This is a genomic window from Sorangium sp. So ce363 (assembly GCF_051520435.1).
GTDB lineage: Bacteria > Myxococcota_A > Polyangia > Polyangiales > Polyangiaceae > Sorangium > Sorangium cellulosum_B.
In genome coordinates this window covers 11,523,879-11,543,494 of the sequence record NZ_CP150333.1, presented here as the reverse complement: position 1 = coordinate 11,543,494, position 19,616 = coordinate 11,523,879, and the positions used below count along the sequence as shown (strand labels likewise).

Genomic DNA, 19,616 nt, shown 5'->3' with positions numbered 1-19,616 from the left:
GTCCGCTCCTTCCGCTCTTATCGCGGCGGACGCGGGGGCGTGTACGCCTCCGCCTCCAGCCGGTCGACGTCCGTCCGGCGCGCGCCGAGCAGCCTCGCGCCGGAGAAGCGCGCGCCCTTGTCGTGGAGGGCGTGCAGGTTGGCGCCGCCGAGATCGGCCTCGCTGAAGTCGGCCTCCTCGACCCGCGCGTGCGACAGGTCGGCGCGCTCGAGGCGGGCCGAGAGGAAGAGCGCGCCGCGGGCCTCGGCATGATCGAGCATGGCGTCCCGAAGATCCGCGGCGGCGAGGTTCGCGCCGTCGAGATCCGCCCGGGTGAACGTGGCGTACCGGAGCATCGCCCGCGAGAGCTTCGCCCCGCGCAGCGAGGCGCCGCCGAAATAGGCGGCCTTCGCCACGACATGCGGCAGGCTCGCGCCGTCCAGCGCGGCCTCGCGGAGCCTGGCCTGGGTCAGGATGGATCCCTCGAAATCGGCGCCGCGCAGGTTCGCCTTCGAGAAATCGCTGCCCATGAAATCGCAGTCGCGGAGGCTCATCCGCTCGAGGTTCGCCTCCATGAAGGCGCAGCGGTGCACCGTGAGGCCGGCGAACGAGACGGCGCGCAGATCCACGCCGGTGAAATCGACGCGATCGAAGATCGTCTTGCCAAGCACGGCGCCCTCCAGCGCGGCCCCGCGGAGGAGCGCCTGCTGGAGCACCGCGCGCGTCAGGTTCGCGCGGGAGAGCCGCGCCCTGTCGAGGATGCAGCGGACGAGGCGCGCGGCCGTGAGATCGGCGCCCTCGAGATCGGCCTCGATGAGGATCACCGACTCGAGATCGCGGCCCGAGAGGTCCACGCCGCGGAGGATCGAGCGCGAGAGGTCGCAGCCGAGGAGGCTCGCGCCCCGGAGGTCCGCGCCGGTGAGATCGCAGTCCGAGAGGATCGAGCGCTCGAGGCGGGCGCCGCGGAGGCTCGCGCCGCGCAGGTCGGCGCCGCGCAGCGAGCAGAGGGAGAGATCCGCGCCTGTGAGGTCGAGGCCGGAGAGATCCGCGCCCGTGAGATCGGCCCCGGCGAGGTCCTTGCCCGCGAGCTCGGGCCGGCCGAGCTTTGCCTCGTCGAGGACGACGCCGTGCATGCGCTTCGGGAAGCGGGCGCCACGAAGGTCCGCCTTGACGAAGACCGCGCGATCGAGCTCCGCGCCGTCGAGGTCCGCGCCGGTGAGATCGGCCCCCACGAAGGCGCCGGCCTCGACGCGGGCGCGGGCGAGGCGCGCGCGGCGGAGGTTCGCGCGGGTGAAGGAGGCGCGCGCGACGCGGGCCTCCGTGAGATCCGCGCCCTCGAGGTTCGCGAGGTCGAGGCGCGAGCCCGAGAGGGTCGCGCCGATGAGCCGGGCGCCAGACCAGTCCGAGCCCACCGCCTCGACCTCGACGATCGTCGCGCCGGAGAGATCGGCGCGGGCGAGGCGCTGGTACGAGAGCTTCGCGCGGGTGAGCGTCGCGCCGGCGAGGCGCGCGCCCTCGAGGTTCGAGCCGAGCACGAGCGCGCCGTCCAGCGCGCAGCCCGCGAGGTCCGCGTCGCGCAGGTCGCACTCGACGAAGTGCGCGCCCGAGAGCGCGCTGCCCGCGAGCCGCGCGCCGCGCAGGCTGGTGCGGAGGAACTTGACGCGGGCGAGATCGAGGTTCGTGAGATCGCGGCCCGAGAGGTCGAGGCCGTCGAGGCGGGCGCCGTGGAGCGGCGCGCCTGCGCGGATGCGGTCGAGGAGCTCCTCGACGCTCTTCACGCGCCCTCCAGGCTCGAGCGCCGCAGGTTCGCCCCAGCGAAGTCGCAGCCGGCGGCGCTCGCGCCCTCGAGGCGGGCGCCGTACAGGCTGGCCCCGGCGAAGGAGGCGCCGTCGAGGCGCGCCTTGCACAGGTCGGCGCCGAAGAGGTCGGCCTGCGCGAGGTCGGCGCGCTCCAGCGAGGCGCGGTAGAAGCGGCTCCCGCGCAGGACCGCGCACGCGAAGCGCGCGCCCCGGGCCGAGGCCCAGGAGAGGTGCGCCCGCGGGAGGGACGCATACCGGAGATCGGCGCCGTCGAGCTTCGCCCGGAGCAGCGCCGCGCCCTCGCCGCGCGCTTCCACGAGCGTGGCGCGCTGGAGATCGGCGTCGGCGAAGCTCGTGCGCGGCAGGGACGCGCCCGTGAGATCGGCGTCCGTCGCGGAGGACCCGGCGCACATGCACCCGACGAGCGCCGCGCCCCGCAAGGAGGCTCGATCGAGCTTCGCCCCCTGGAGGACGGCGCCGTCGAGGTGGAGCTCCTCCCCGTCGATCTCGCGCAGGTCGGCCTCGTCGAGCAGCGCGCCGCGCCCCCGCGCCCTCGCCAGGCGGGCGCGGGCGAGATCGGCGCGGGTGAAGATGGCCTGGTCGAGCGTCGCGCCGCGCAGATCGGCGCCCGCGGCGCGCGCGCCGGTGAGGTTCGCCTGGGAGAGATCGGCGCCCGGGAGCGCGGCGCCCTCGAGGTTCGCCTCGAACAGCACGGACCGCGAGAGATCCGCGTTCGAGAGGTTCGCCCCCGCGAGGTTCGCGCCCGAGAGGAGCGCGCCGGAGAGCTTCGCCCCGGAGAGGTCCCGGCCTGAGAGGTCCTGCCCGGAGAGATCACGCCCCGAGAGGTCGGCGCCGGGGCCGGGCTCGGGCGGCGGCGCCGCGGCCTCGCCGGGGAGCCGGTAGCCGGGGACGATCTCGCGGAGGCGGGCATCGCGGAGCAGCGCGTCGAGGCGCTCGACGCCCTCGAGCGCCGTCCCGCGCGCGGCCGCGTCCCGCCGGAGCTTCTCGACGCGCGCGACGAGCGCGTCGAGCGCGCCGCCCATGGGGACGCGCGGCGTGCCCGCGGGCGCGGCCGGGAGGTACGCGGCCTGCCGCTGCGCCGGGAGCCGCGCGAGCGCCTGCGCGACGGTGCGCTCGAGGTCGACGCCCTCGGGGGTACGCAGGGCCCGGAGCTTCGCGACGAGCTGCCGCACGCGGTCCTGCTCCGGCACGTGGAGGCCGCCGAGCCGCTCGGCGAGGAGCTTCGACACCGGATCCACCTCGTCCGCGGCGGCGCGCGGCGGCCGCGGCGCGCCGTCGCGGACGAGGTCGTAGGCGTCGCGCACCTCCGGCGGGAGGTCCTCGAGGCCGCGCGGATCGCGGGCGAGCTGGGCGAGCTTCTCCCGGTAATCGTCGAGCGGCAGCGGCGCAGCCGAGAGCGGCTCGGCGGCGATGACGACGGCGCGCACGTCGGCGAGATCGTCCTCGGCCACCTCGGCGTGGCCGCGCCAGGTCAGCGTCACGAGGCCCGCGTCCGGCTCGACGAAGAGGGTGTCGAGGCTCATGCGGGCGTCCTGCACGCGGCCCTGGGCGCCCTCGACGACCGCGCGGATCCGGAGGCCCGGCAGGCGGAAGGAGGCGGTCTGCGCGGCGGGGTGGAGGTTCAGGAGCGTGACCTCCTCGTCGCCGCGCAGGTGGCCGGCGAGGCGCTGATCCGGCGGGGCGGCCTGGAAATAGGCCCAGTCGAAGTCCTCGGCGTACCAGGGGGCGCGAGCCTTCCGGTACGAGGGGCCGTACTCCTTGCCGAGCATCCGGCGGTGCTCGGGCGAGTCCGGGTGGATCGGCCCGAAGGGCGCGGGCACCTGGCGGCCCTCGCGCGGCGCCGGAACGAGCAGCGATTTCGACCAGCTCCCGACCGCGAACCCCACGGGGTGCTCGCGCTGCGGCTCGCCCGGCGGCGGGTGGCAGGCGCCGCGGAGCAGGAGATCCGCGGCCGGCTTCCAGTCGGCGAAATCGCCGGGGTACGTGCGCTCGCCGTCGCGCTCGCCGTCGCCTCCCTCGAAGGTCTCGGCGGTCAGCGCCCCCTGCGCGAGCTGCCCTTCCAGCGGCGCGAGCGGCTCGCCCAGGCGGAGCGAGAACCGGCCGCGGACGACGAGGACGACCTCGGGCTGCGGCGGCCTGCGCGAGCAGACCTTGGCGCCGAAGGGGAAGGGCGTGAGGTTCCGGGTCTGCATCAGAACAGGTTGATGACGCCGGACATCACGCTGTACGCCCCGGTGCTCACCGACTCGGCCGACGAGACGCTCGCGCAGATGTTCTTCACGTTGGTGCGGAACTGGGAGAGCTCCTGCCGGTTGGTCAGGTTGAGCTCGGCCTTGGGGCCCATGTTGATCGAGACCCCCGCCGTGAGCGAGACCTCGAGCATGGCCGCGATCGTCAGCTCGACCAGGCCGCCGATCGTGACCTCCTCGGTGGCGCCGACGGTGATCGACGCCGCATTGCCGATGGTGACGTCGCTCGTATTGCCGAGGGTCACCGACTGGACCTCGCCGATGGTGGTATCCGACACGAGCGAGGCGGTCGTCGTGCTGGACACGGTGCTGGCGGCGGTCTCGTCGCTGATCGACGTGGCGCTCGTGGTGCTGGAGATGGTCTGCGCGGTGGTCTCGTCGCTGATCGCGGTCGCCGTCGTCTTGCTGGCGATCTGATCGGCCCAGGTCTCGTCGGAGATCAGCGGCACAGGGCAGGCCGCCGAGCCGGTGTACGACTCGATCCGCTGCGCCCAGGTGGAGCTCAGGCAGGTGGGGTTCGGTCGCTCGGCCGTGGGGGCCTCGGAGCCGGTGATGCTCGTTTGCTTGTTGCCATAAAAGCGATCGAACGTGTCGCCGTGATAGGTCGTGTCGACGTCGCCCTTCTCGGTCTTCTCGGTGACCTTCCAGGTGCCGTTGTAGTTCTGGACCCATTCGATGGTGGTGGCGGCGGTCCAGAGATCGGTGGCGTCCTGGATATGGCCGCCGGAGACGTCCCAGCCGGCGGTGTCCTCCTGCCGGCCGAGGACGAGCATGCGGTAATTGCCCTTGATGACCTCGACCTTGTCGCCGCGCGTGGTGGTGATGCGGTTGCCGTCGGAGTGGTCGCGCCAGCCGCCCTTGGTGTGGAGCTTTGCGGTCTCGGCCTGCCGCTCGGCCTCGGGGAGGAAATCGGGGCAGCCGTCGCGCTTGCGGGTGTCGTCGATGAACGAGGTGACCCGGGCGGCGAGGTCCTCGCCGGTCGCCCTCGGCGCGCCCGGGTTTCCGGCGAGGCTCGGGTCCTTGACCGCGCCGAGGCGCAGATACGAGCCCATCGCCTCGGCGTCGGACGCCGCGTCGTTGAAATTCGGGACCTCGATGAGGAGGTATTTCCCGTCGATACCCTCACCCTCGCGCGTACCCATGCGTGCCTCCGCGTCGGGTACAGTACCAGGCGAGCCGCGGAGGAGGCGCGACGATGAACCGAGAGCCGACGGAACCCCTGAGGTGCAGCGAGCCGTCCCCACCCGCCGCCGCCCCGCCGTGCGGTGAGCCCACGGCCGCGACGGCGCACCGCGCGCCCAGCGCCGTGACGATGGCCACGGCATCCCCCGCCGCGCGCATCCGCGAGGCCCCGGACGCAGGGCCCCCGTGCAGCGAGCCGATCGCGCGCGCGGCGTGCGCCGAGAGCCCGGCGGAGGCGGCCGGGCCGGTGGAGGATCCCCCGCCAGCGCCGTCTCCGGACGACCGAGAGCTCCTCGAGGCGCCGGCGCGAGCGAGCGCCGGAGGGCCTCGCGAGGTGCCGCCATCGCCGCCGCGGGCGAGCCCCGGAGGGCCGCGGGAGCTCCCGCCGTTGCGCCCGGGGGCGAGCGCCGGAGGGCCGCGGGAGCTCCCGCCGTCCCAGGGCGGCCCAGGGGCGCCCGATCACCTGCCGTTCCGCGGGCTCGGCGCAGCGGAATCAGCGCTGCGCCCGCCGCGCGCGACGCCGATGGAAGCGCTTCGAGAGGCGAAGGCCGCGCTCCGGGACCGGGCACGGCAGGCGCCGATCCTGCGGCTCGACTCCAGCGATTTCTCCTGCGACCTCCTCCGGGTGCGCGGGGTGCACGGCAAAGAAGCCATCGGCCAGCTCTTCTCGTTCGACATCGATGTCGTGTGCAGCGACGGCGCCGAGCTCTCGATCGAACAGGTGCTGGGGGCGGCGGCGTCGCTCGTGTTCGAGGTCGAGGGCGCGGACGAGCGGACCGTACACGGCATGATCGCCGAGGTGGAGGACCGGCACGAGACGGAGACGGCTCTCCGCTCCTACCGGCTCCGGCTCGCGCCGCGGGCGTTCCGCGCGACGCTTGTGGAGCTCCAGCAGGTCTTCCTCGACATCAGCGTGCCAGAGCTCATCCAGCACAAGCTCGCGATGGTGGGGCTCGGGCCCGAGGACGTGGTGATGCGCCTCTACCGCGATCACCCCCAGCGGGAGATGATCGTCCAGTACAAGGAGACGGATCTGGCCTTCATCTCGCGGCTCGCCGAGCACCTCGGGATCTCGTTCTTCTTCGAGCACGAGTCGGGCCGCGACGTGATGGTGTTCACCGACGAGCCGACGGGCTTCCAGCCGCTGCCGGGGGGAGACGCGGTGGTGTTCCGGCCGCGGGGCGAGCGGCGCGACATGTTCGAGCTCAGGGAGCAGGCCAGGGCCTTCCCCGCGACGTACGTCATGCAGGAGTACAATTACCGGACGCCAAGGCTCGACATGACGGCGGCGCACGAGTCGCCGGCGGGCCTCGGGGGCGGCGTCGTCGAGTACGGCGCCCACCACAAGACGCCGGAGGAGGGCCAGCAGCTGGCGCGGATCCGCGCGGAGGAGCGGGCCTCGTCGAGCCGCTATTTCGAGTGCCAGAGCGACGAGCTCCGGCTGATCCCGGGGGCCGTCTTCGCGCTCGAGGGCCACCCGCGGCTCGACGGCGAGCGGTTCCTGGCCGTCGAGGTCGAGCACCGCGCGGTGCAGCCGGTGGCCATCGAGGGCGGGGCCGGCGGCGAGCAGGAGTACGTCAACCGCGCGCGCCTGGTGCGCGCCGGGCAGGCCTACCGCCCGCCGCGGGCGGCGCCGCGGCCGAAGATCCACGGGGTGGTGACGGCGCTGGTGGAGCCGCTCCCGGACGGCGAGATCGGGGAGGTCTCGCCGATCGACGAGCAGGGACGCTACCGGGTGCGCTTCCACTTCGACGCGGGGGATCCCGCGTCGCGCGCCTTCCCCTCGCGGCTCGTGCGGATGATCCAGCCGCACGCCGGGCCGAACTACGGGATCCACTTCCCGCTCAAGCCCGGCATCGAGGTGCTGATGGTCTTCGTCGACGGCGACCCTGACCGGCCGATGATCGTGGGCGCCGCGCCGAGCCCGATCACGCCGTCCCCGGTGGCGCGGGAGGTGAACCTGATGCACCGGATCGAGACGTCGACCGGCATCCTCATCGAGATGCGGGACTGCCCGCCGCGCGGGTGACGCGGGCCGCCGCTACTTCTTGCGCCCCGATCGGCCGCTCAGGCGGCTGATCGCGTCGCCTGCGGCCCAGGCGACGCGGGCCGCCGCGTTCAGGGAGCGGACCATCGCCTCGGGCACCTGCGCGATCAGCCGCTCCAGATCGACCGGGCCGTCGATCGACGGCAGGAGCTGCTCCATCAGGTCGGCGAACAGGTCGTACTTGCGCGACAGGTCGTCGAGCCGCGAGCGCATCGCGTCGGCCTCCGCGCCCTGCGCGTCGCCGAGCAGCGAGAGCGCGCGCCGCGCGAGGGCGCGCTTGTCCTGCACCACGCGGCGCAGGCGGCCGAGGTACGCGCCGACGATCACGTCGGGGTACTTGCCGCGCAGCGCGAACGAGTCGTGCCGCGCGCCCGACTCCCGCCGGCGCTCGATGATCCCGGCCGCCTCGAGGCCACGCAGGTTGGCGAAGATGTTGCTCTTGGAGCGGCCGAGCTCCTGGCTGAGCTCGTCCATCGAGCGCGGCACGTCCGCCAGGTAGAGCGCCGCCACGACCTGCCCACCCAGCCGGGTGATGCCGGGGAACGACGCGGCGATCTCGGCGCCGACCCCCTCGAGCAGCGCCTGCCGCGCCGCCGCGACCCGCTCGTCCGAGGCGCTCCCGTCGCCCCCCTCGCCCGTTGCGGGCGGCTGCGGCGGGTGCGCTGTCGGCGACGTCGGCCTCCGGGCGGTCATGATGGGTGACTCACATAACGATCTTTCACGAATGCGCCAAGCGGCGAGCGCGCCCACACCCCGTATGCCTGGCCTGATCGCCCCGGCGCGGGAAGCCCGCTCAGGAATCGTCGGTGCAGACGTCGACGGACCCGGCGCGCGGCTTGCTCTTGTAGATATCGGCCGGGCAGCTGCCCCAGCGCGAGACCATCTCGCCCACCTCGATGGCCAGGCTGCTCGACCAGTCCCGCGCGCCGTCGAAGCGGGCCCGGATGATCCCGTTCGGGTCGATGATCCACGTCTCCGGGTAGAGCTGCGTGCCGTACTGGTCCATCACGACCTTGGACTCCGGGTCGAAGAGGACCGGGAACGGCGGGTCTCCATTCAGGGCCACCTTGAGCGCGTCGCGCACGTCGTCCGGACCCTCGTCGGTCGAGACGGTGAGGACGACGATGTCCTTCCGCGACTGGGCGATCCGGCCGAGCTCCGCGAGCGCCGGCATCTCCTGCAGGCACGGAGCGCAGGTCTTGGTCCAGAAGTTCAGGAAGACCGTCTTGCCCCGGAAGGACGACAGCCGGACGGGCTTGCCGTTCATGTCCGGCAGCTCGAAGTCCGGCGCGAGCCGGTTCCGGCCGGCGTACGCGGGGCGCAGGGCGCAGATGGCCTCGCAGCCGGTGGTGCGCTGGTCATTCTGCGCGGCGTGCACGAAGCCGTAGACGGCGACGGCAGCGACGAGGATGAAGGCGAGCTGCGCGATGGTCGTCCACTTCACGGGGGTTCGCATAGCGTAGCGCGGCGCAGGGCGAAAGCGGGCCGAAACGCCCCGCCCCGCTCCTCGACGCGGCGCTTCACTCCGGGCCGGAGAGCAGCCGCTCGAGCCGCCGCTCGTCGACGCGGTACTTCATGATCTTCCGCCCATCGAGCTCGACCACGGGGACCTCCCAGTCGTACAGCGCTCGCTTCTCCGGGCCGGCCTCCCGGTCGAGGTCGACGACGGCGAGCTCGAACGGCAGCCGGGCGCGCACGCGCTCGAGCGCGGCGTGGGCCTCCTCGCAGAGGTGGCAGCGCTCGCGCGTGAAGAGGGTCAGCGTCTTCATCGTCACGTGGCACCCTCCGGGCCGGGCTGCCGCGCCGCTCACCCCGCCGCGAGCAGCGGCAGGCTCTGGCGGCGCGGCGGCTCCGGCCGCTTGATCTTCTCGAACGCGCGCTCGTAGTCCCGGAACGAGCCGCCCGCGTGCACCGCCTGCAGCACGGCGTGCCCCTCGGCCTCGCCGCCGGCGGCGAGCACCGCCTCGACCCACGCCCAGCGCGCGCTCGTGGCCCGCACGTCCGCGCGGCCCCGCAGCCCGCGGCGGAGCCGGTCGAGCCGCTTGTTCACGACGTCGATCCCGGCGAAGCGCGCGCCGTGGAGCGGCGTGTTGCGCTTCGGGCAGAACGGCGCGATCCCGAGCGCGACCGGCACGATCCGGGACAGCTCCGTGACGAAGGAGACGCACTCGTCGACGTCGGCGTCGGTCTCGCCGGGGACGCCCACCATCAGGTACAGCTTGAGCCGATTCATCCCGTGCTGCCGCGCGAGCTCCGCGGCCCGCTGGAGGTGCCTGGGCCGGGCGCGCCGCTCGAGCGTCTCGCGGACCCGCTCGCTCGTGCCGTCCATCGCCGTCGTGAGCGTCTTGTAGCCCGCGAGCCGCAGCGCGCCGACGAACTCGTCGGTCAGCCGGTCCGGCCGGAGGCTGCTCAGCCCGACCTCGCAGCCCCGCTCGGCGAGCGTCCGGACCACCTCGACGATCTTCGGATGATCGCTGACCGCGGCGCCGACGAGGCCGACGCGCCTCGCGTCCTCGGGGATGAGCTCGAGGAGGCGCTCCTTCGGGACGATGCGCATGCCGCCGTTGGTCGAGCGGCGCATCACGCAGTAGGTGCACCCGCGCGAGCAGCCCCGCTCCGCCTCGATGAGGAACATGTTCGAGAGCTCGGTCTCCTCGGCGCGGATCGGCGACCAGGCGGGAAGGAGCGCGTTGTCGCACTGCGCGACCGGGGGCATCTCCGCGCCGTGGCGCGCGGGGACGAAGACGTGGGGGAGGGCCGCCAGCGCGTCGAGCGCCGCCTCCCGCGAAGAGGCGTCCCGCAGCACGCGGAGCGCCTCCACGGCCAGGGTGTCGGCCTCGCCCATGATGATCGCGTCGGCGAACACCGCGAGCGGCAGCGGGTTCGAGAATGTGAGCGGACCGCCCGCGAGGACGAGCGGATCGCGAAAGGAGCGCTCCTCCCGGAGCGCCGGTATCCCTGCCAGCTCGAGCAGGCGGACGACCCCGGCGAGCTCGAGCTCGTAGGCCACCGAGAGCGCGATGACCGGGAAATCGGAGATGGGGCGGAGCCCCTCGTACGTGATCGGGGGGCCGTCCGCGCCCTGGCCCTCGTCGTCCGGCAGGAAGGCCCGCTCACACGCCATCCCGGGCTCGGCCTGGATGGTCTTGTAGATCTGGAGGAAGCCGAGCGAGCTCATTCCGGCCCGGTACGGCGAGGGGTAAGACAGCGCGACGCGGAAGGGCGCCTGCTTGTCGATACGACCGATCTCACCCGCCAGGCGGCGGCGGATCGTGGTCGTCATCGCGCTTCGAGACATCGACCCAGCGTCGCTCAGGGGACGTCCAGGCGCAAGGATGGGAGGCCAGCTGACAGCCGTCCGGAGCGGGGATTTTTTCCAGCTCACGGCCCACCGTTCTCCAGGGCATGTCCGGCAGCGGCACCCCCGCCGCGGGGACCGGGGGCCGGGCGCGGCGGCTCGCCCGGGCGGGACCAGAGGACGCGCTCGCCGTCGGTCTCCCAGGTCAGGGCGCCGCCGCGGTCCGTGCGCGCGATCGCGATGCCGCCGGCCGAGAGGCGGGAGAGCACCTCCGGGCTCGGGTGCCCGAAGCGGTTGCGGACGCCCGAGGACACGGCGGCGATCGAGGGGTCGACGGCCGCGAGGAGCGCCGCGCCGGTCGACGTCCGGCTGCCGTGGTGCCCCACCTTGAGCAGATCGGCGTGGAGCGCGGCGCCGTAGCGCGCCACGAGCGCGTCCTCGGCCTCGTGCTCCGCGTCGCCAACGAGCAGCGCGGAACGCGCCCCGTAACGGATGCGCAGGACGAAGGAGTTGTCGTTGGCGCCCCGGTCGGGGTGGAGCTCCGGGCACGGCGCGAGCACCTCGATCGTCGCCCCCGAGAGGACCCGCGGCCTGCCGCAGAGCGAGTCGGGCCGCACGATGGGCACGCCGCGCCGGCGCAGGTCCGACAGGAGCTTCCGGTAGACCGGGCCCGCGCCCTCGGCCTCGCCCTGGCCGGTGTCCCAGAGCTCGCCGACCTCGACGCCCTCCACCGTGGTCGGCAGGCCGCCGAAGTGATCGGGGTGCGGGTGCGAGAGGACGACGGCGTCGAGGCGCGCGCGGCGGCGCGCCCGCAGGAGCGGCCGGAGCACGCGCGCGCCCGTGTCGACGGGGCTGCCCACGAAGCCGCCCGCGTCGACGAGCATCGCGCCGCCCTCGGGGAGGTCGATCAGGATGGCGTCGCCCTGCCCCACGTCGAGGACGTTGACGCGCAGCACGCCGCGCGGCGCGCCCGCGCGCGTGGCGACGCCCTCGAGCAGCAGCCACGCGCCGGCGCCGGCGGCGAGCGCGGCGAGCCGGCGGCCGCGGCGCTCCGCGGCCCACGCGAGCGCGATCGCGGCGGCGAGCGCGGCCAGCTGGGCGGGCGACGGCTCGGGCAGGCGCAGCACCACGCCGGTGTCCGCCGAGGCGCGGGCCACGGCGCGGACCGCGAGCAGCGCGCCCGACCCGACGAGCGCGCACCCGCGCTCGACCGGCGGCGCCCACGAGAGCACGGCGTGCGCGAGGCAGAACGGGAGCGCCGCGAGCTCGCCGATCGGCGCGGCGACCACGTTCGCCGCCACGCCGAGCAGCGGGAACGTCTCCCCGTTCATGAGCAGCAGCGGCGCGCACCCGAACATGGCGGCGAGCGTCGTCGCCAGCGGCGCGAGGACCTTGCGCGCGAGCTCCCGCGGCGGCGACGCGCCCGGCCCGCCCTCGGCGCCGCCGTCGCCGCGCTTCCCCTCGCCGGGCACGAGCAGCGCGGCGAGCGGCCGCTGCAGCCAGAGCAGCCCGGCGGTGGCGGCCGCGGACAGGCCGAACGAGAGATCCCACGCGACGAGCGGATCCACGGCGGCGGCGCCCGCGAGCGACAGGGCGAAGCAGCGGACGCCCACCGGACGGAGGCCGAGGAGGCGGGCGCTCATCGCGCAGCTGAGCATCGCCGCGGCGCGCATCGCCGAGCCGCCGCCGCCGGCGAAGTCGGCGTACAGCCACGCGGCCGGCACGCACAGCGCCGCGGTGATCCGGCCCGCGTCCCACCGGGCGGCGATCGGCCCGACGCGGACGAGGATCGCGCGGAGCGCCGCGGCGAAGCCCGCCACCGCGAGCACGAGGTGCGTCCCCGAGACCGCGAGCAGGTGCGCGAGGCCGCTCTCGCGGAACGCCTCCTGGTCCTCGGGCGCGAGGTCGGTCTCGCCGAGCACGAGCGCGCGCCCGAGCGCCACCGCGTCGGGGTGGAACGTCGCCTCGATGCGCCCGCGCACGAAGGCCCGCGCGCGATCGACGGCCGCGCGCGCGTCGATCGAGCGCCCCTGCGACGTCCGCCGCGCCTCGACGATCGTCCCGCTCGCGACGATCCCGCTCCGCGCGATCGCGGCGGTCGCGTTCCGGAGCCCCTCGTTCCGGAACAGGTGGATCGGCGCGAGGTCCACGGTGACCTCGAGCCGGTCGCCCCGGGCGAGGTCCAGCGGCGCGCCGTAGAGGCGCGCCCGGAGCGGCCCCTGCAGCGCTCGCCCGCCGCACGTCCCGCCGGAGAGCTCCACGTCGATGCGCGAGGCCGGCGGCTCGTCCTCGCCGCGCTCCGCCGCGGAGCGCTGCTGCGCCGCCCCGACCACGACCGGCGAGCCGACGACGGCGCACGCCACCTCGCAGCGCGCCGGCGGCTGCAGCAGCGCGAGGGCGCCATCGTAGGCGGCGCCCGCGCCGTCGAGCAGCGCGCGGGCGCGGAGGCCGCTCACGACGAGCGCCACCCCGGCGGCGGCGAGCGCGGCGCGGCCGGCCCGGCGGCGGAGCGCCGCCGCGGCGAGCGCGGCGCCGAGCGCCGTGGCCAGCGGAGAGAGGGCGAGCGGCGCGCCCGCGGCGAGCGCGAGGCCGAAGAGCAGGACGGGATCGATCACGGCCCCGCCGCCCCGCAACACCTGGGCCGCGCGCGTTTCCGCGGAATTTCACGGGGGAGCGGCCGCCGCGCCCCTGGCGCCGCCATGGCGGCGCCGGGCGCGGCGGCGCGCCGGCCGATCCTGCAAGAGCTCTCTGTTATGTGGGGGGAGCAACGAGCCGAGTCGGTCATCGTGCCCGGTGCGCGTGCACGACCGCGGCTTCGCCTCTAGAATCTTTGCTCCTTGCGGCACCCCGCGGCGCGCAGACATTGCAGTATCTGGAGGCTTTCGATGTCGTTTTGCTTGCCCAGAGTCACCTGGATTCTCGCCCTGGGACTCGCTGCGACAGCGTGCAGCTCGGCCCTGGAGGCGCCTCCTGACGAGATCGGTGAGGCGCGGGATGCCATTCAGGACGGATATCTCGACGACGGCGACAGGGCTGTCGTGGGCATCTACAACGACGTGATCGGCGCGATCTGCACCGGCAGTTTGATCGCCCCGAACGTGGTGCTGACGGCCCGTCATTGCGTGTCGGACATGGCCAATGAGCTCGACGGCCAGATCACCTGTCGATCGACGAAGTTCACGGACACGCACCTCGCGCGCCGGATCCTCGTGACGCCCGACGCGGAGATCGGCAGGTACGCGCGCTTCTACGGCGGCAGCGAGGTCGTGCTGCTCCCCGGCGAGGGGACGGACGCGTTCTGCGGCAACGATCAGGCGATCCTGATCCTGGACGAGCCGATCCCGGAGAGCGAGGCCGTGCCGCTCGTGCCGCGCGTCGACGTGCCGCTCGTGGAGGGCGAGGAGTACTACGCGGTCGGCTTCGGGGCGACGAACGACGAGAGCACGGGCGCGGGCCTGCGGCGGCGCCGCGACAGGCTGTTCATCGACTGCGTGGCTGACGGCTGCCCGTCGTCGCTGGTGAAGGCGACGGAGTGGGTCGGGGACACCGGCATCTGCGAGGGAGACTCGGGCGGACCCAGCCTCGATCTGATGCACCGCGTGATCGGCGTGACCTCGCGCGGGGCCGCGGGCTGCGAGTATCCGATCTACGGCTATGTGTACGGCTGGGCGGAATGGATTAAAGAGACGACCGTGCGCGCCGCCCGTGCCGGAGGATACAAGGAGCCCCCCTGGGCGACCGGCTACCCCACCGATCCCGCGTACTCGGCGGAGGTCGGCGCCACGTGCGAACAGCCGGAGCAGTGCCCTGCGAACGCGTGCCTCGACGGCACCTGCACGCGGCCCTGCAACGAGGCCGCGGCGTGCCCTGATGGCTACAGCTGCAACGGCGAGCCCGGCTTCTGCGCGAAGGTCCCCGAGCCGCCCGCAGACGACGAGGCGAGCGGGTCCTGCAGCGTGAGCCCGCGGCCTGATCCGACGCAGCCGGTCCCCTGGGTGCTCGGGGCCGCGAGCCTGGGCGCTCTCACGAGCCTGCGGCGGCGGCGCAGCCGGGAGCGGCTTGGCTGACGAGCGGCGCTCCTCCACGCGGAGCGCCGCCGGCGCGGCGCTCCTGCCGGGCGCCGCGAGGCCTGCGCTCCTGCCGGGCGCCGTGCGGGCCTCGCTCCTGCCGGGCGCGCCGGGCCGCGCGCTCTCGCGGCGGGCCGCGCTCGCCGGGCTCGCGGCGCTCGGGCTCGCGGCGTGCGGGCGCACCGCCCCGGCGCGCGCGGCGGGTGCGCGCGTCGTCTCCCTGTCGCCCAGCACCACCGAGGCGGTCTGCGCGATCGGCGCCGGCGCGGCGCTCGTCGGCCGGTCCCGCTACTGCGACCACCCGCCCGAGGTGCTCGGACTGCCGAGCGTCGGCGGCTACGCCGATCCGAGCATCGAGGCGATCATCGCGCTCTCGCCGACCCTCGTCGTCGGCGCCCGCGGCCCCGCGGGGCCCGCGCTCGACGAGTCGCTGCGCGCGCACGGGATCGCGACCTGCTTCCCCGGCACCGAGTCGCTCGCGCAGATCGAGGACATGCTCACGGAGCTCGGGCGGCGGCTCGACGCGGCGCCCGGCGCGGAGCAGGCGATCGGCCGGATCCGCGCCCGGCGCCGCGCGGTCGAGCAGGCCGTCGCCGCAAAAGGCGCCCCGCGCGTCCGGGCCGCCCTGCTGTTCGACACCTCGCCCCTCTTCGTCGCGGGCCCCGGCAGCTTCCCCGATGAGCTCATCCGGCTGGCCGGCGGCGAGAACGTGATCGCCCGCGGCGGCGCCTACCCGTCGATCAGCGTCGAGCAGCTGCTCGCGCTGGATCCCGATGTCCTGCTCGACGGCACGTCGAGCGACGCCGACGCGCAGGGCGCCTCCAGGCTGGCGGCGCTCCGGGACGCGCCCGGCTGGAGATCCCTGCGCGCCGTGCGCGAGGGGCGCCTGCGCCCGCTGAACACCGATGTCGCGCTGCGCCCGGGCCCGCGCATCGGCGACGGCCTCGCTTCCGTCGCGCGGGCGCTCCACGGCGACGCGCTGGCGCTCTCCGGCGACGCGGCCGTCCCTCCCTCGCCCGGCGGCGCAGGCCTCGCCGCGCCCCTGCCCAGGACGGAGGCGCCATGACCCGCGTGCGCGCCGACGCCCTGCTCGTCGCCCGGAAGCTCGCCGGCTCGCGGACCGAAGCGCAGGCGCTGATCATGGCCGGCAAGGTCACCTCGGGGCCGCGCCGCATCGACAAGCCGGGCACGCTGCTCGCGGAGGACGCCGAGGTCCACGTCGCCTCCGGCCCCCGGTTCGTCTCGCGCGGCGGCGAGAAGCTCGAGCACGCGCTCGCGGCCTTCGCCGCGCACGGCCTCGACGTCGCCGGGAAGACGTGCGTCGACGTGGGCGCCTCGACCGGCGGCTTCACCGACTGCCTGCTCCAGCGCGGCGCGGCGCGGGTCTTCGCCGTCGACGTCGGCTACGGCCAGCTCGCCGCCAAGCTCCGCGCCGATGCGCGCGTCGAGGTGCGCGATCGGGTCAACGCCCGCGAGCTCCAGCGAGAGGACTTCGACGTCCCCATCGATCTCGTCGTCGTCGACGCGTCGTTCATCAGCATCTCCCGCCTCATCGACGCGATCGCCCGCCTGCTCCGCCCCTCGGGGGATCTCGTGGCGCTGATCAAGCCGCAGTTCGAGGCGGGCCGCGAGGCCGCCGCCCGCGGCCGCGGCGTCATCCGCGACGAGGCGACCCGCCTCGCGGCGATCGCCGACGGGCGCCAGGCCATCGAGGCCGCGGGCTTCTCGGTCGTCGGCCAGGTCGACAGCGCGGTGCGCGGGCCGAAGGGGAACGTCGAGCACTTCGTCCATGCGCGCCGCACCGGCTAGCCGCCGCGTTGATCAGCCGCCACGTTGATCAGCCGCCAGGTGCACCCCGTTGACCAGCCGCCGCATCGGCTAGTCGCCATGCGCACCGCGTTGGCTGGCCGCGGCGCGCGACGCCGCGCGCCACGACGCCGGGCTCGGTCGCCGGAATCCGTGGAAAATCGAACACTTAAGATGCTCCACGCCGACCGCATCGCGGCCCGACGGTGCTGACGTGCCGCGTAGACAATGGTAGACGCGGTGAGTACACGCGCTCTGAGCCGCTCCGTGGGCGGCCATGGCCACCGCGGGCGACCCCACGCGAGGCAGCCCGGCGACAGGGAGGACGACGACATGCTCGGACGACGGGGTTTGGTGAAGATGATCGCCGGGGCGCTCGCGCTCAGCGCGATGACGCTCGGTTGCGACAAGAAGAGCGAGGGTTCGGCCGACAACGCGGCCCAGCACGCCAAGGAAGACGCCGAGTGGAAGGTCGGCGCTTACTTCAGCCTCTCGGGCGAGGAGACGGCGTTCGGCGTCGACTCGAAGGAGGCTATCGATCTCGCGATCGACGAGATCAACAAGGCCGGTGGGGTCAAGGGCAAGCCGATCCACGTCCTCTACGAGGACAACAAGTCGAAGCCCGAGGAGGCGACCAACAAGGTCCTGCAGCTCATCGATCGGGATCACGTGCTGGCCCTCCTCGGCGAGGTCGCCTCGTCGCGGTCGCGCGCCGGCGGCATCGTCGCCAACAAGAAGAAGGTGCCGATGATCACGCCGTCGTCCACGAACCCGGACGTGACGAAGGTCGGCCCGTTCGTGTTCCGCGCCTGCTTCACGGACGACGTGCAGGGCCAGATGGGCGCGCAGTTCATCGTGAACACGCTCGGCAAGAAGAAGGTGGGGCTCTTCTTCGCCTCCGACGACCTCTACTCGTCGGGCCTCGCCAAGGTTTTCCGCGACGAGGTGAAGCGCCTGGGCGGCGAGATCGTCATGGAGAAGAGCTTCCTCAAGAAGGAGACCAACTTCACGACGTACATCAACGAGCTCAAATCGGCGAACCCCGAGATGATCTACGCGCCGATCTATTACACGAGCATGGCCCCTGTCGCGCGGCAGGCCAAGGCCGCGGGCGTACCAGGGAGCATGTTCGTCGGCAGCGACGGGTGGGACGCGAACGAGCTCCTGCGCGACGCCGCGGAGGAGCTCGACGGCGCGTACTTCACGAACCACTACGCGCCGGACGTCCCCTGGCCCAACTCGCAGGCCTTCGTGAAGAAGTACAAGGAGCGGTACAACCGCACGCCGTCGAGCATCGCGGCGCAGGGCTATGACGCGGCCAGGCTGCTGGCCGACGCGATGGGCCGCGCGAAGGCGATGACGCCGGACGACATCCGGGCGGCCATCCAGGACACCAAGGGGTTCCAGGGCGCGACGGGCGTCATCACCATCGATGCCGAGCGCAACGCGGACAAGCCGGTCGTCATCGTCCGGATCAAGGACAAGCAGTTTACCTACTACGCGACGGTCAACGAGAAGGCTGCGAAGCAGTAGCGGTCGTTCCCGCGCGCTGGCTCGGACGTGAGGAGCGCGCGGAACGTGCGGAACGTGCGTTAAAGAGGTCTCCATGGAGAAGATCGTGAATGCCCTGATCACGGGGCTCGCCCAGGGGTCGATGATCGCGCTGGTCGCCCTCGGCTACACGATGGTTTACGGCATCCTCAAGCTCATCAACTTCGCTCATAGCGAGATCTTCATGATGGGCGCCTTCGCCGGGCTCTTCGGGATCGCGGCGTTCGGCGGCGGCAGCGCGCCGCTGTTCGCGGGCGTGGCCGGCACCCTCTGCGCGATGGCCTTCGCGGGCGTCCTCGGGGTCCTCGTCGAGAAGGTGGCTTACGCGCCGCTGCGCTCGCGGGGGCGGGGCCTCGCGAACACCCGGATCACGCCGCTGGTCACGGCGCTCGGGATGAGCGTGCTCCTCCAGAACCTGGCGCAGCTCCTCTTCACCGCCCGCTACCGCGGCTATCCGCAGCTCCTGCCGATCGAGAACACGCGGCAGGTGATCTTCGTCACCTCGATCCTCGTGATGATCGGCCTGGAGCTGCTCGTGCGGCGCACCTGGACGGGCAAGGCGATGCGCGCGCTCAGCGTGAACGTCGAGGCCGCCCGGCTGATGGGCGTCCGCACGAGCCGCATCATCGCGCTCACCTTCCTCACGGGCTCGATGCTCGCGGCGGTGGGCGCGGTGCTGTACTGCCTCGATCAGTCGCAGGTGTACCCCACGATGGGCGTCGTGATCGGCAACCGCGCGTTCGTGGCGGCGGTCATCGGCGGCATCGGCAACATCACGGGCGCCATGCTCGGGGGCATGCTGATCGGGATCATCGGAGAGATGACGAAGCTCACGCCCTACTCCGGCTTGCAGGACGTCCTTGTGTTCGCGGTGCTGATCGGGGTGCTCCTCGTGAAGCCGACGGGGCTGCTCGGCACGACCGGGACCGAGAAGGTGTAAGGCCGCCCTGGCCCGCCGGCCCACGCGCCGCGCTTCCATCCATCCTCCAGAACAAGCAGGCCACCCTGGCCCGCCGGCCCACGCGCCGCGCGTCCTTGCGGTATGCTCGGCGCATGCGACGCCTCGCTCTCGTCGTACCGCTCTCGCTGCTCGCGGCGTGCGCCGCGACGCCCCCCGCCAACTGGGTGCGCGGCGGCGCGCTGCTCGACATCCCCCGCGCGCGCTGGGCGCTCGCCGACCTCACGATCGACGTCATGCCGGACGGCAAGATCCTCGTGAACGGCGAGCACCAGCTCAGCGTCGATCGCGGCGGGCGCGTGTTCGGCCTGGAGGCCGAGCCGGTGGCGCTGCTCGAGCCGGACGGCCGGGTCACGGGCCCGAACGACGATCCGCTGGGCCAGGTCGGCGTGCTGCACGCCTCGCTGCCGCGCCAGGCGAACGCCTGGATCACGGTCGCCGAGGGCGGCGCGGTGATCCGCTACAGCGAGGAAGGCGAGCGGGAGCCGCTCGGCGCCTGGATGGGGTGCGAGGCGACGGCGCGGGCGCACCAGGCCTGCACGCTGATCACGCACCTCGTCGGGATGCGCATGGGCAAGCTGGCGCGGCCGCGCGCGCCGGACGCGTTGCAGATGGGGCTCGGGAACGGGCTCGGGACGGGGTCGCTGTTTCCTTAGAGG

Annotated in this window: 15 protein-coding genes; 7 read left to right on the top strand and 8 right to left on the bottom strand. The window is 73.7% G+C overall.

The window, feature by feature from the left end; genetic code table 11:
- Positions 1–17: 17 nt before the first annotated feature.
- From WMF12_RS43445 to WMF12_RS43435, 3 genes are read right to left on the bottom strand one after another with little or no spacing between them, the layout of a single operon-like run.
- On the bottom strand, positions 18–1,757 hold the full coding sequence (locus tag WMF12_RS43445) for a pentapeptide repeat-containing protein (RefSeq protein WP_437854575.1): 1,740 nt from the start codon (positions 1,755–1,757) through the stop codon (positions 18–20).
- Entirely contained in the window at positions 1,754–3,991 is a 2,238-nt protein-coding gene (locus tag WMF12_RS43440; RefSeq protein ID WP_437854574.1) for a pentapeptide repeat-containing protein, read from the bottom strand. Before WMF12_RS43440 ends, WMF12_RS43445 begins: the two co-directional genes overlap by 4 nt.
- Positions 3,991–5,190, bottom strand: coding sequence for a hypothetical protein (locus WMF12_RS43435; protein WP_437854573.1), 1,200 nt, complete (start codon positions 5,188–5,190; stop codon positions 3,991–3,993). The genes WMF12_RS43440 and WMF12_RS43435 overlap by 1 nt, the downstream gene beginning before the upstream one ends.
- Before the next feature lie 53 nt (positions 5,191–5,243).
- On the opposite strand from WMF12_RS43435, the gene tssI reads away from it, so the two are divergent.
- Positions 5,244–7,259, top strand: coding sequence for a type VI secretion system tip protein TssI/VgrG (tssI, locus tag WMF12_RS43430; RefSeq protein ID WP_437854572.1), 2,016 nt, complete (start codon positions 5,244–5,246; stop codon positions 7,257–7,259).
- Positions 7,260–7,271: 12 nt separating this feature from the next.
- On the opposite strand, the gene WMF12_RS43425 is transcribed toward tssI, so the two are convergent.
- The 5 genes from WMF12_RS43425 to WMF12_RS43405 form a co-directional block, all read right to left on the bottom strand.
- Positions 7,272–7,970: a GbsR/MarR family transcriptional regulator gene (locus WMF12_RS43425; RefSeq protein WP_437854571.1), complete on the bottom strand. Its 699-nt coding sequence runs from the start codon at positions 7,968–7,970 to the stop codon at positions 7,272–7,274.
- 100 nt (positions 7,971–8,070) lie between these two features.
- Entirely contained in the window at positions 8,071–8,721 is a 651-nt protein-coding gene (locus tag WMF12_RS43420; protein ID WP_437713126.1) for a TlpA family protein disulfide reductase, read from the bottom strand.
- Positions 8,722–8,797: 76 nt separating this feature from the next.
- Positions 8,798–9,046, bottom strand: coding sequence for a glutaredoxin family protein (locus WMF12_RS43415; protein WP_272101817.1), 249 nt, complete (start codon positions 9,044–9,046; stop codon positions 8,798–8,800).
- 38 nt (positions 9,047–9,084) lie between these two features.
- Positions 9,085–10,560 carry a B12-binding domain-containing radical SAM protein gene (locus WMF12_RS43410; protein WP_437742577.1) on the bottom strand — a complete coding sequence of 492 codons (1,476 nt, stop codon included), beginning with the start codon at positions 10,558–10,560 and terminating at the stop codon, positions 9,085–9,087.
- A gap of 98 nt (positions 10,561–10,658) precedes the next feature.
- Positions 10,659–13,190 (bottom strand): DNA internalization-related competence protein ComEC/Rec2, encoded by a 2,532-nt coding sequence (locus WMF12_RS43405; RefSeq protein ID WP_437854570.1) that lies wholly within the window; start codon positions 13,188–13,190, stop codon positions 10,659–10,661.
- Between the two features lie 270 nt (positions 13,191–13,460).
- Here WMF12_RS43405 and WMF12_RS43400 point away from each other — a divergent pair, with 270 nt between their 5' ends.
- From WMF12_RS43400 to WMF12_RS43375, 6 genes are all read left to right on the top strand, one after another.
- Positions 13,461–14,642 carry a trypsin-like serine peptidase gene (locus tag WMF12_RS43400; protein ID WP_437854569.1) on the top strand — a complete coding sequence of 394 codons (1,182 nt, stop codon included), beginning with the start codon at positions 13,461–13,463 and terminating at the stop codon, positions 14,640–14,642.
- Positions 14,635–15,708: an ABC transporter substrate-binding protein gene (locus WMF12_RS43395; RefSeq protein WP_437854568.1), complete on the top strand. Its 1,074-nt coding sequence runs from the start codon at positions 14,635–14,637 to the stop codon at positions 15,706–15,708. Before WMF12_RS43400 ends, WMF12_RS43395 begins: the two co-directional genes overlap by 8 nt.
- Positions 15,705–16,451, top strand: coding sequence for a TlyA family RNA methyltransferase (locus tag WMF12_RS43390; RefSeq protein ID WP_437854567.1), 747 nt, complete (start codon positions 15,705–15,707; stop codon positions 16,449–16,451). Before WMF12_RS43395 ends, WMF12_RS43390 begins: the two co-directional genes overlap by 4 nt.
- 330 nt (positions 16,452–16,781) lie before the next feature.
- On the top strand, positions 16,782–17,981 hold the full coding sequence (locus WMF12_RS43385) for an ABC transporter substrate-binding protein (RefSeq protein WP_437854566.1): 1,200 nt from the start codon (positions 16,782–16,784) through the stop codon (positions 17,979–17,981).
- Between the two features lie 73 nt (positions 17,982–18,054).
- The gene (locus WMF12_RS43380) at positions 18,055–18,939 is read left to right on the top strand and encodes a branched-chain amino acid ABC transporter permease (RefSeq protein ID WP_437742571.1); all 885 of its coding nucleotides are present in this window, start codon (positions 18,055–18,057) and stop codon (positions 18,937–18,939) included.
- Positions 18,940–19,052: 113 nt separating this feature from the next.
- The gene (locus tag WMF12_RS43375; protein ID WP_437854565.1) at positions 19,053–19,613 is read left to right on the top strand and encodes a hypothetical protein; all 561 of its coding nucleotides are present in this window, start codon (positions 19,053–19,055) and stop codon (positions 19,611–19,613) included.
- Positions 19,614–19,616 lie beyond the last annotated feature (3 nt).

Excerpts from the sequence above, each read along its gene's own strand:
- WMF12_RS43440 (WP_437854574.1), bottom strand. The coding sequence starts at position 3,991 with ATGCAGACCCGGAACCTCACGCCCTTCCCCTTCGGCGCCAAGGTCTGC.
- WMF12_RS43435 (WP_437854573.1), bottom strand. The coding sequence starts at position 5,190 with ATGGGTACGCGCGAGGGTGAGGGTATCGACGGGAAATACCTCCTCATC.
- tssI (WP_437854572.1), top strand. The coding sequence starts at position 5,244 with ATGAACCGAGAGCCGACGGAACCCCTGAGGTGCAGCGAGCCGTCCCCA.
- WMF12_RS43425 (WP_437854571.1), bottom strand. The coding sequence starts at position 7,970 with ATGACCGCCCGGAGGCCGACGTCGCCGACAGCGCACCCGCCGCAGCCG.
- WMF12_RS43415 (WP_272101817.1), bottom strand. The coding sequence starts at position 9,046 with ATGAAGACGCTGACCCTCTTCACGCGCGAGCGCTGCCACCTCTGCGAG.
- WMF12_RS43410 (WP_437742577.1), bottom strand. The coding sequence starts at position 10,560 with ATGACGACCACGATCCGCCGCCGCCTGGCGGGTGAGATCGGTCGTATC.
- WMF12_RS43400 (WP_437854569.1), top strand. The coding sequence starts at position 13,461 with ATGTCGTTTTGCTTGCCCAGAGTCACCTGGATTCTCGCCCTGGGACTC.
- WMF12_RS43390 (WP_437854567.1), top strand. The coding sequence starts at position 15,705 with ATGACCCGCGTGCGCGCCGACGCCCTGCTCGTCGCCCGGAAGCTCGCC.
- WMF12_RS43385 (WP_437854566.1), top strand. The coding sequence starts at position 16,782 with ATGCTCGGACGACGGGGTTTGGTGAAGATGATCGCCGGGGCGCTCGCG.
- WMF12_RS43380 (WP_437742571.1), top strand. The coding sequence starts at position 18,055 with ATGGAGAAGATCGTGAATGCCCTGATCACGGGGCTCGCCCAGGGGTCG.
- WMF12_RS43375 (WP_437854565.1), top strand. The coding sequence starts at position 19,053 with ATGCGACGCCTCGCTCTCGTCGTACCGCTCTCGCTGCTCGCGGCGTGC.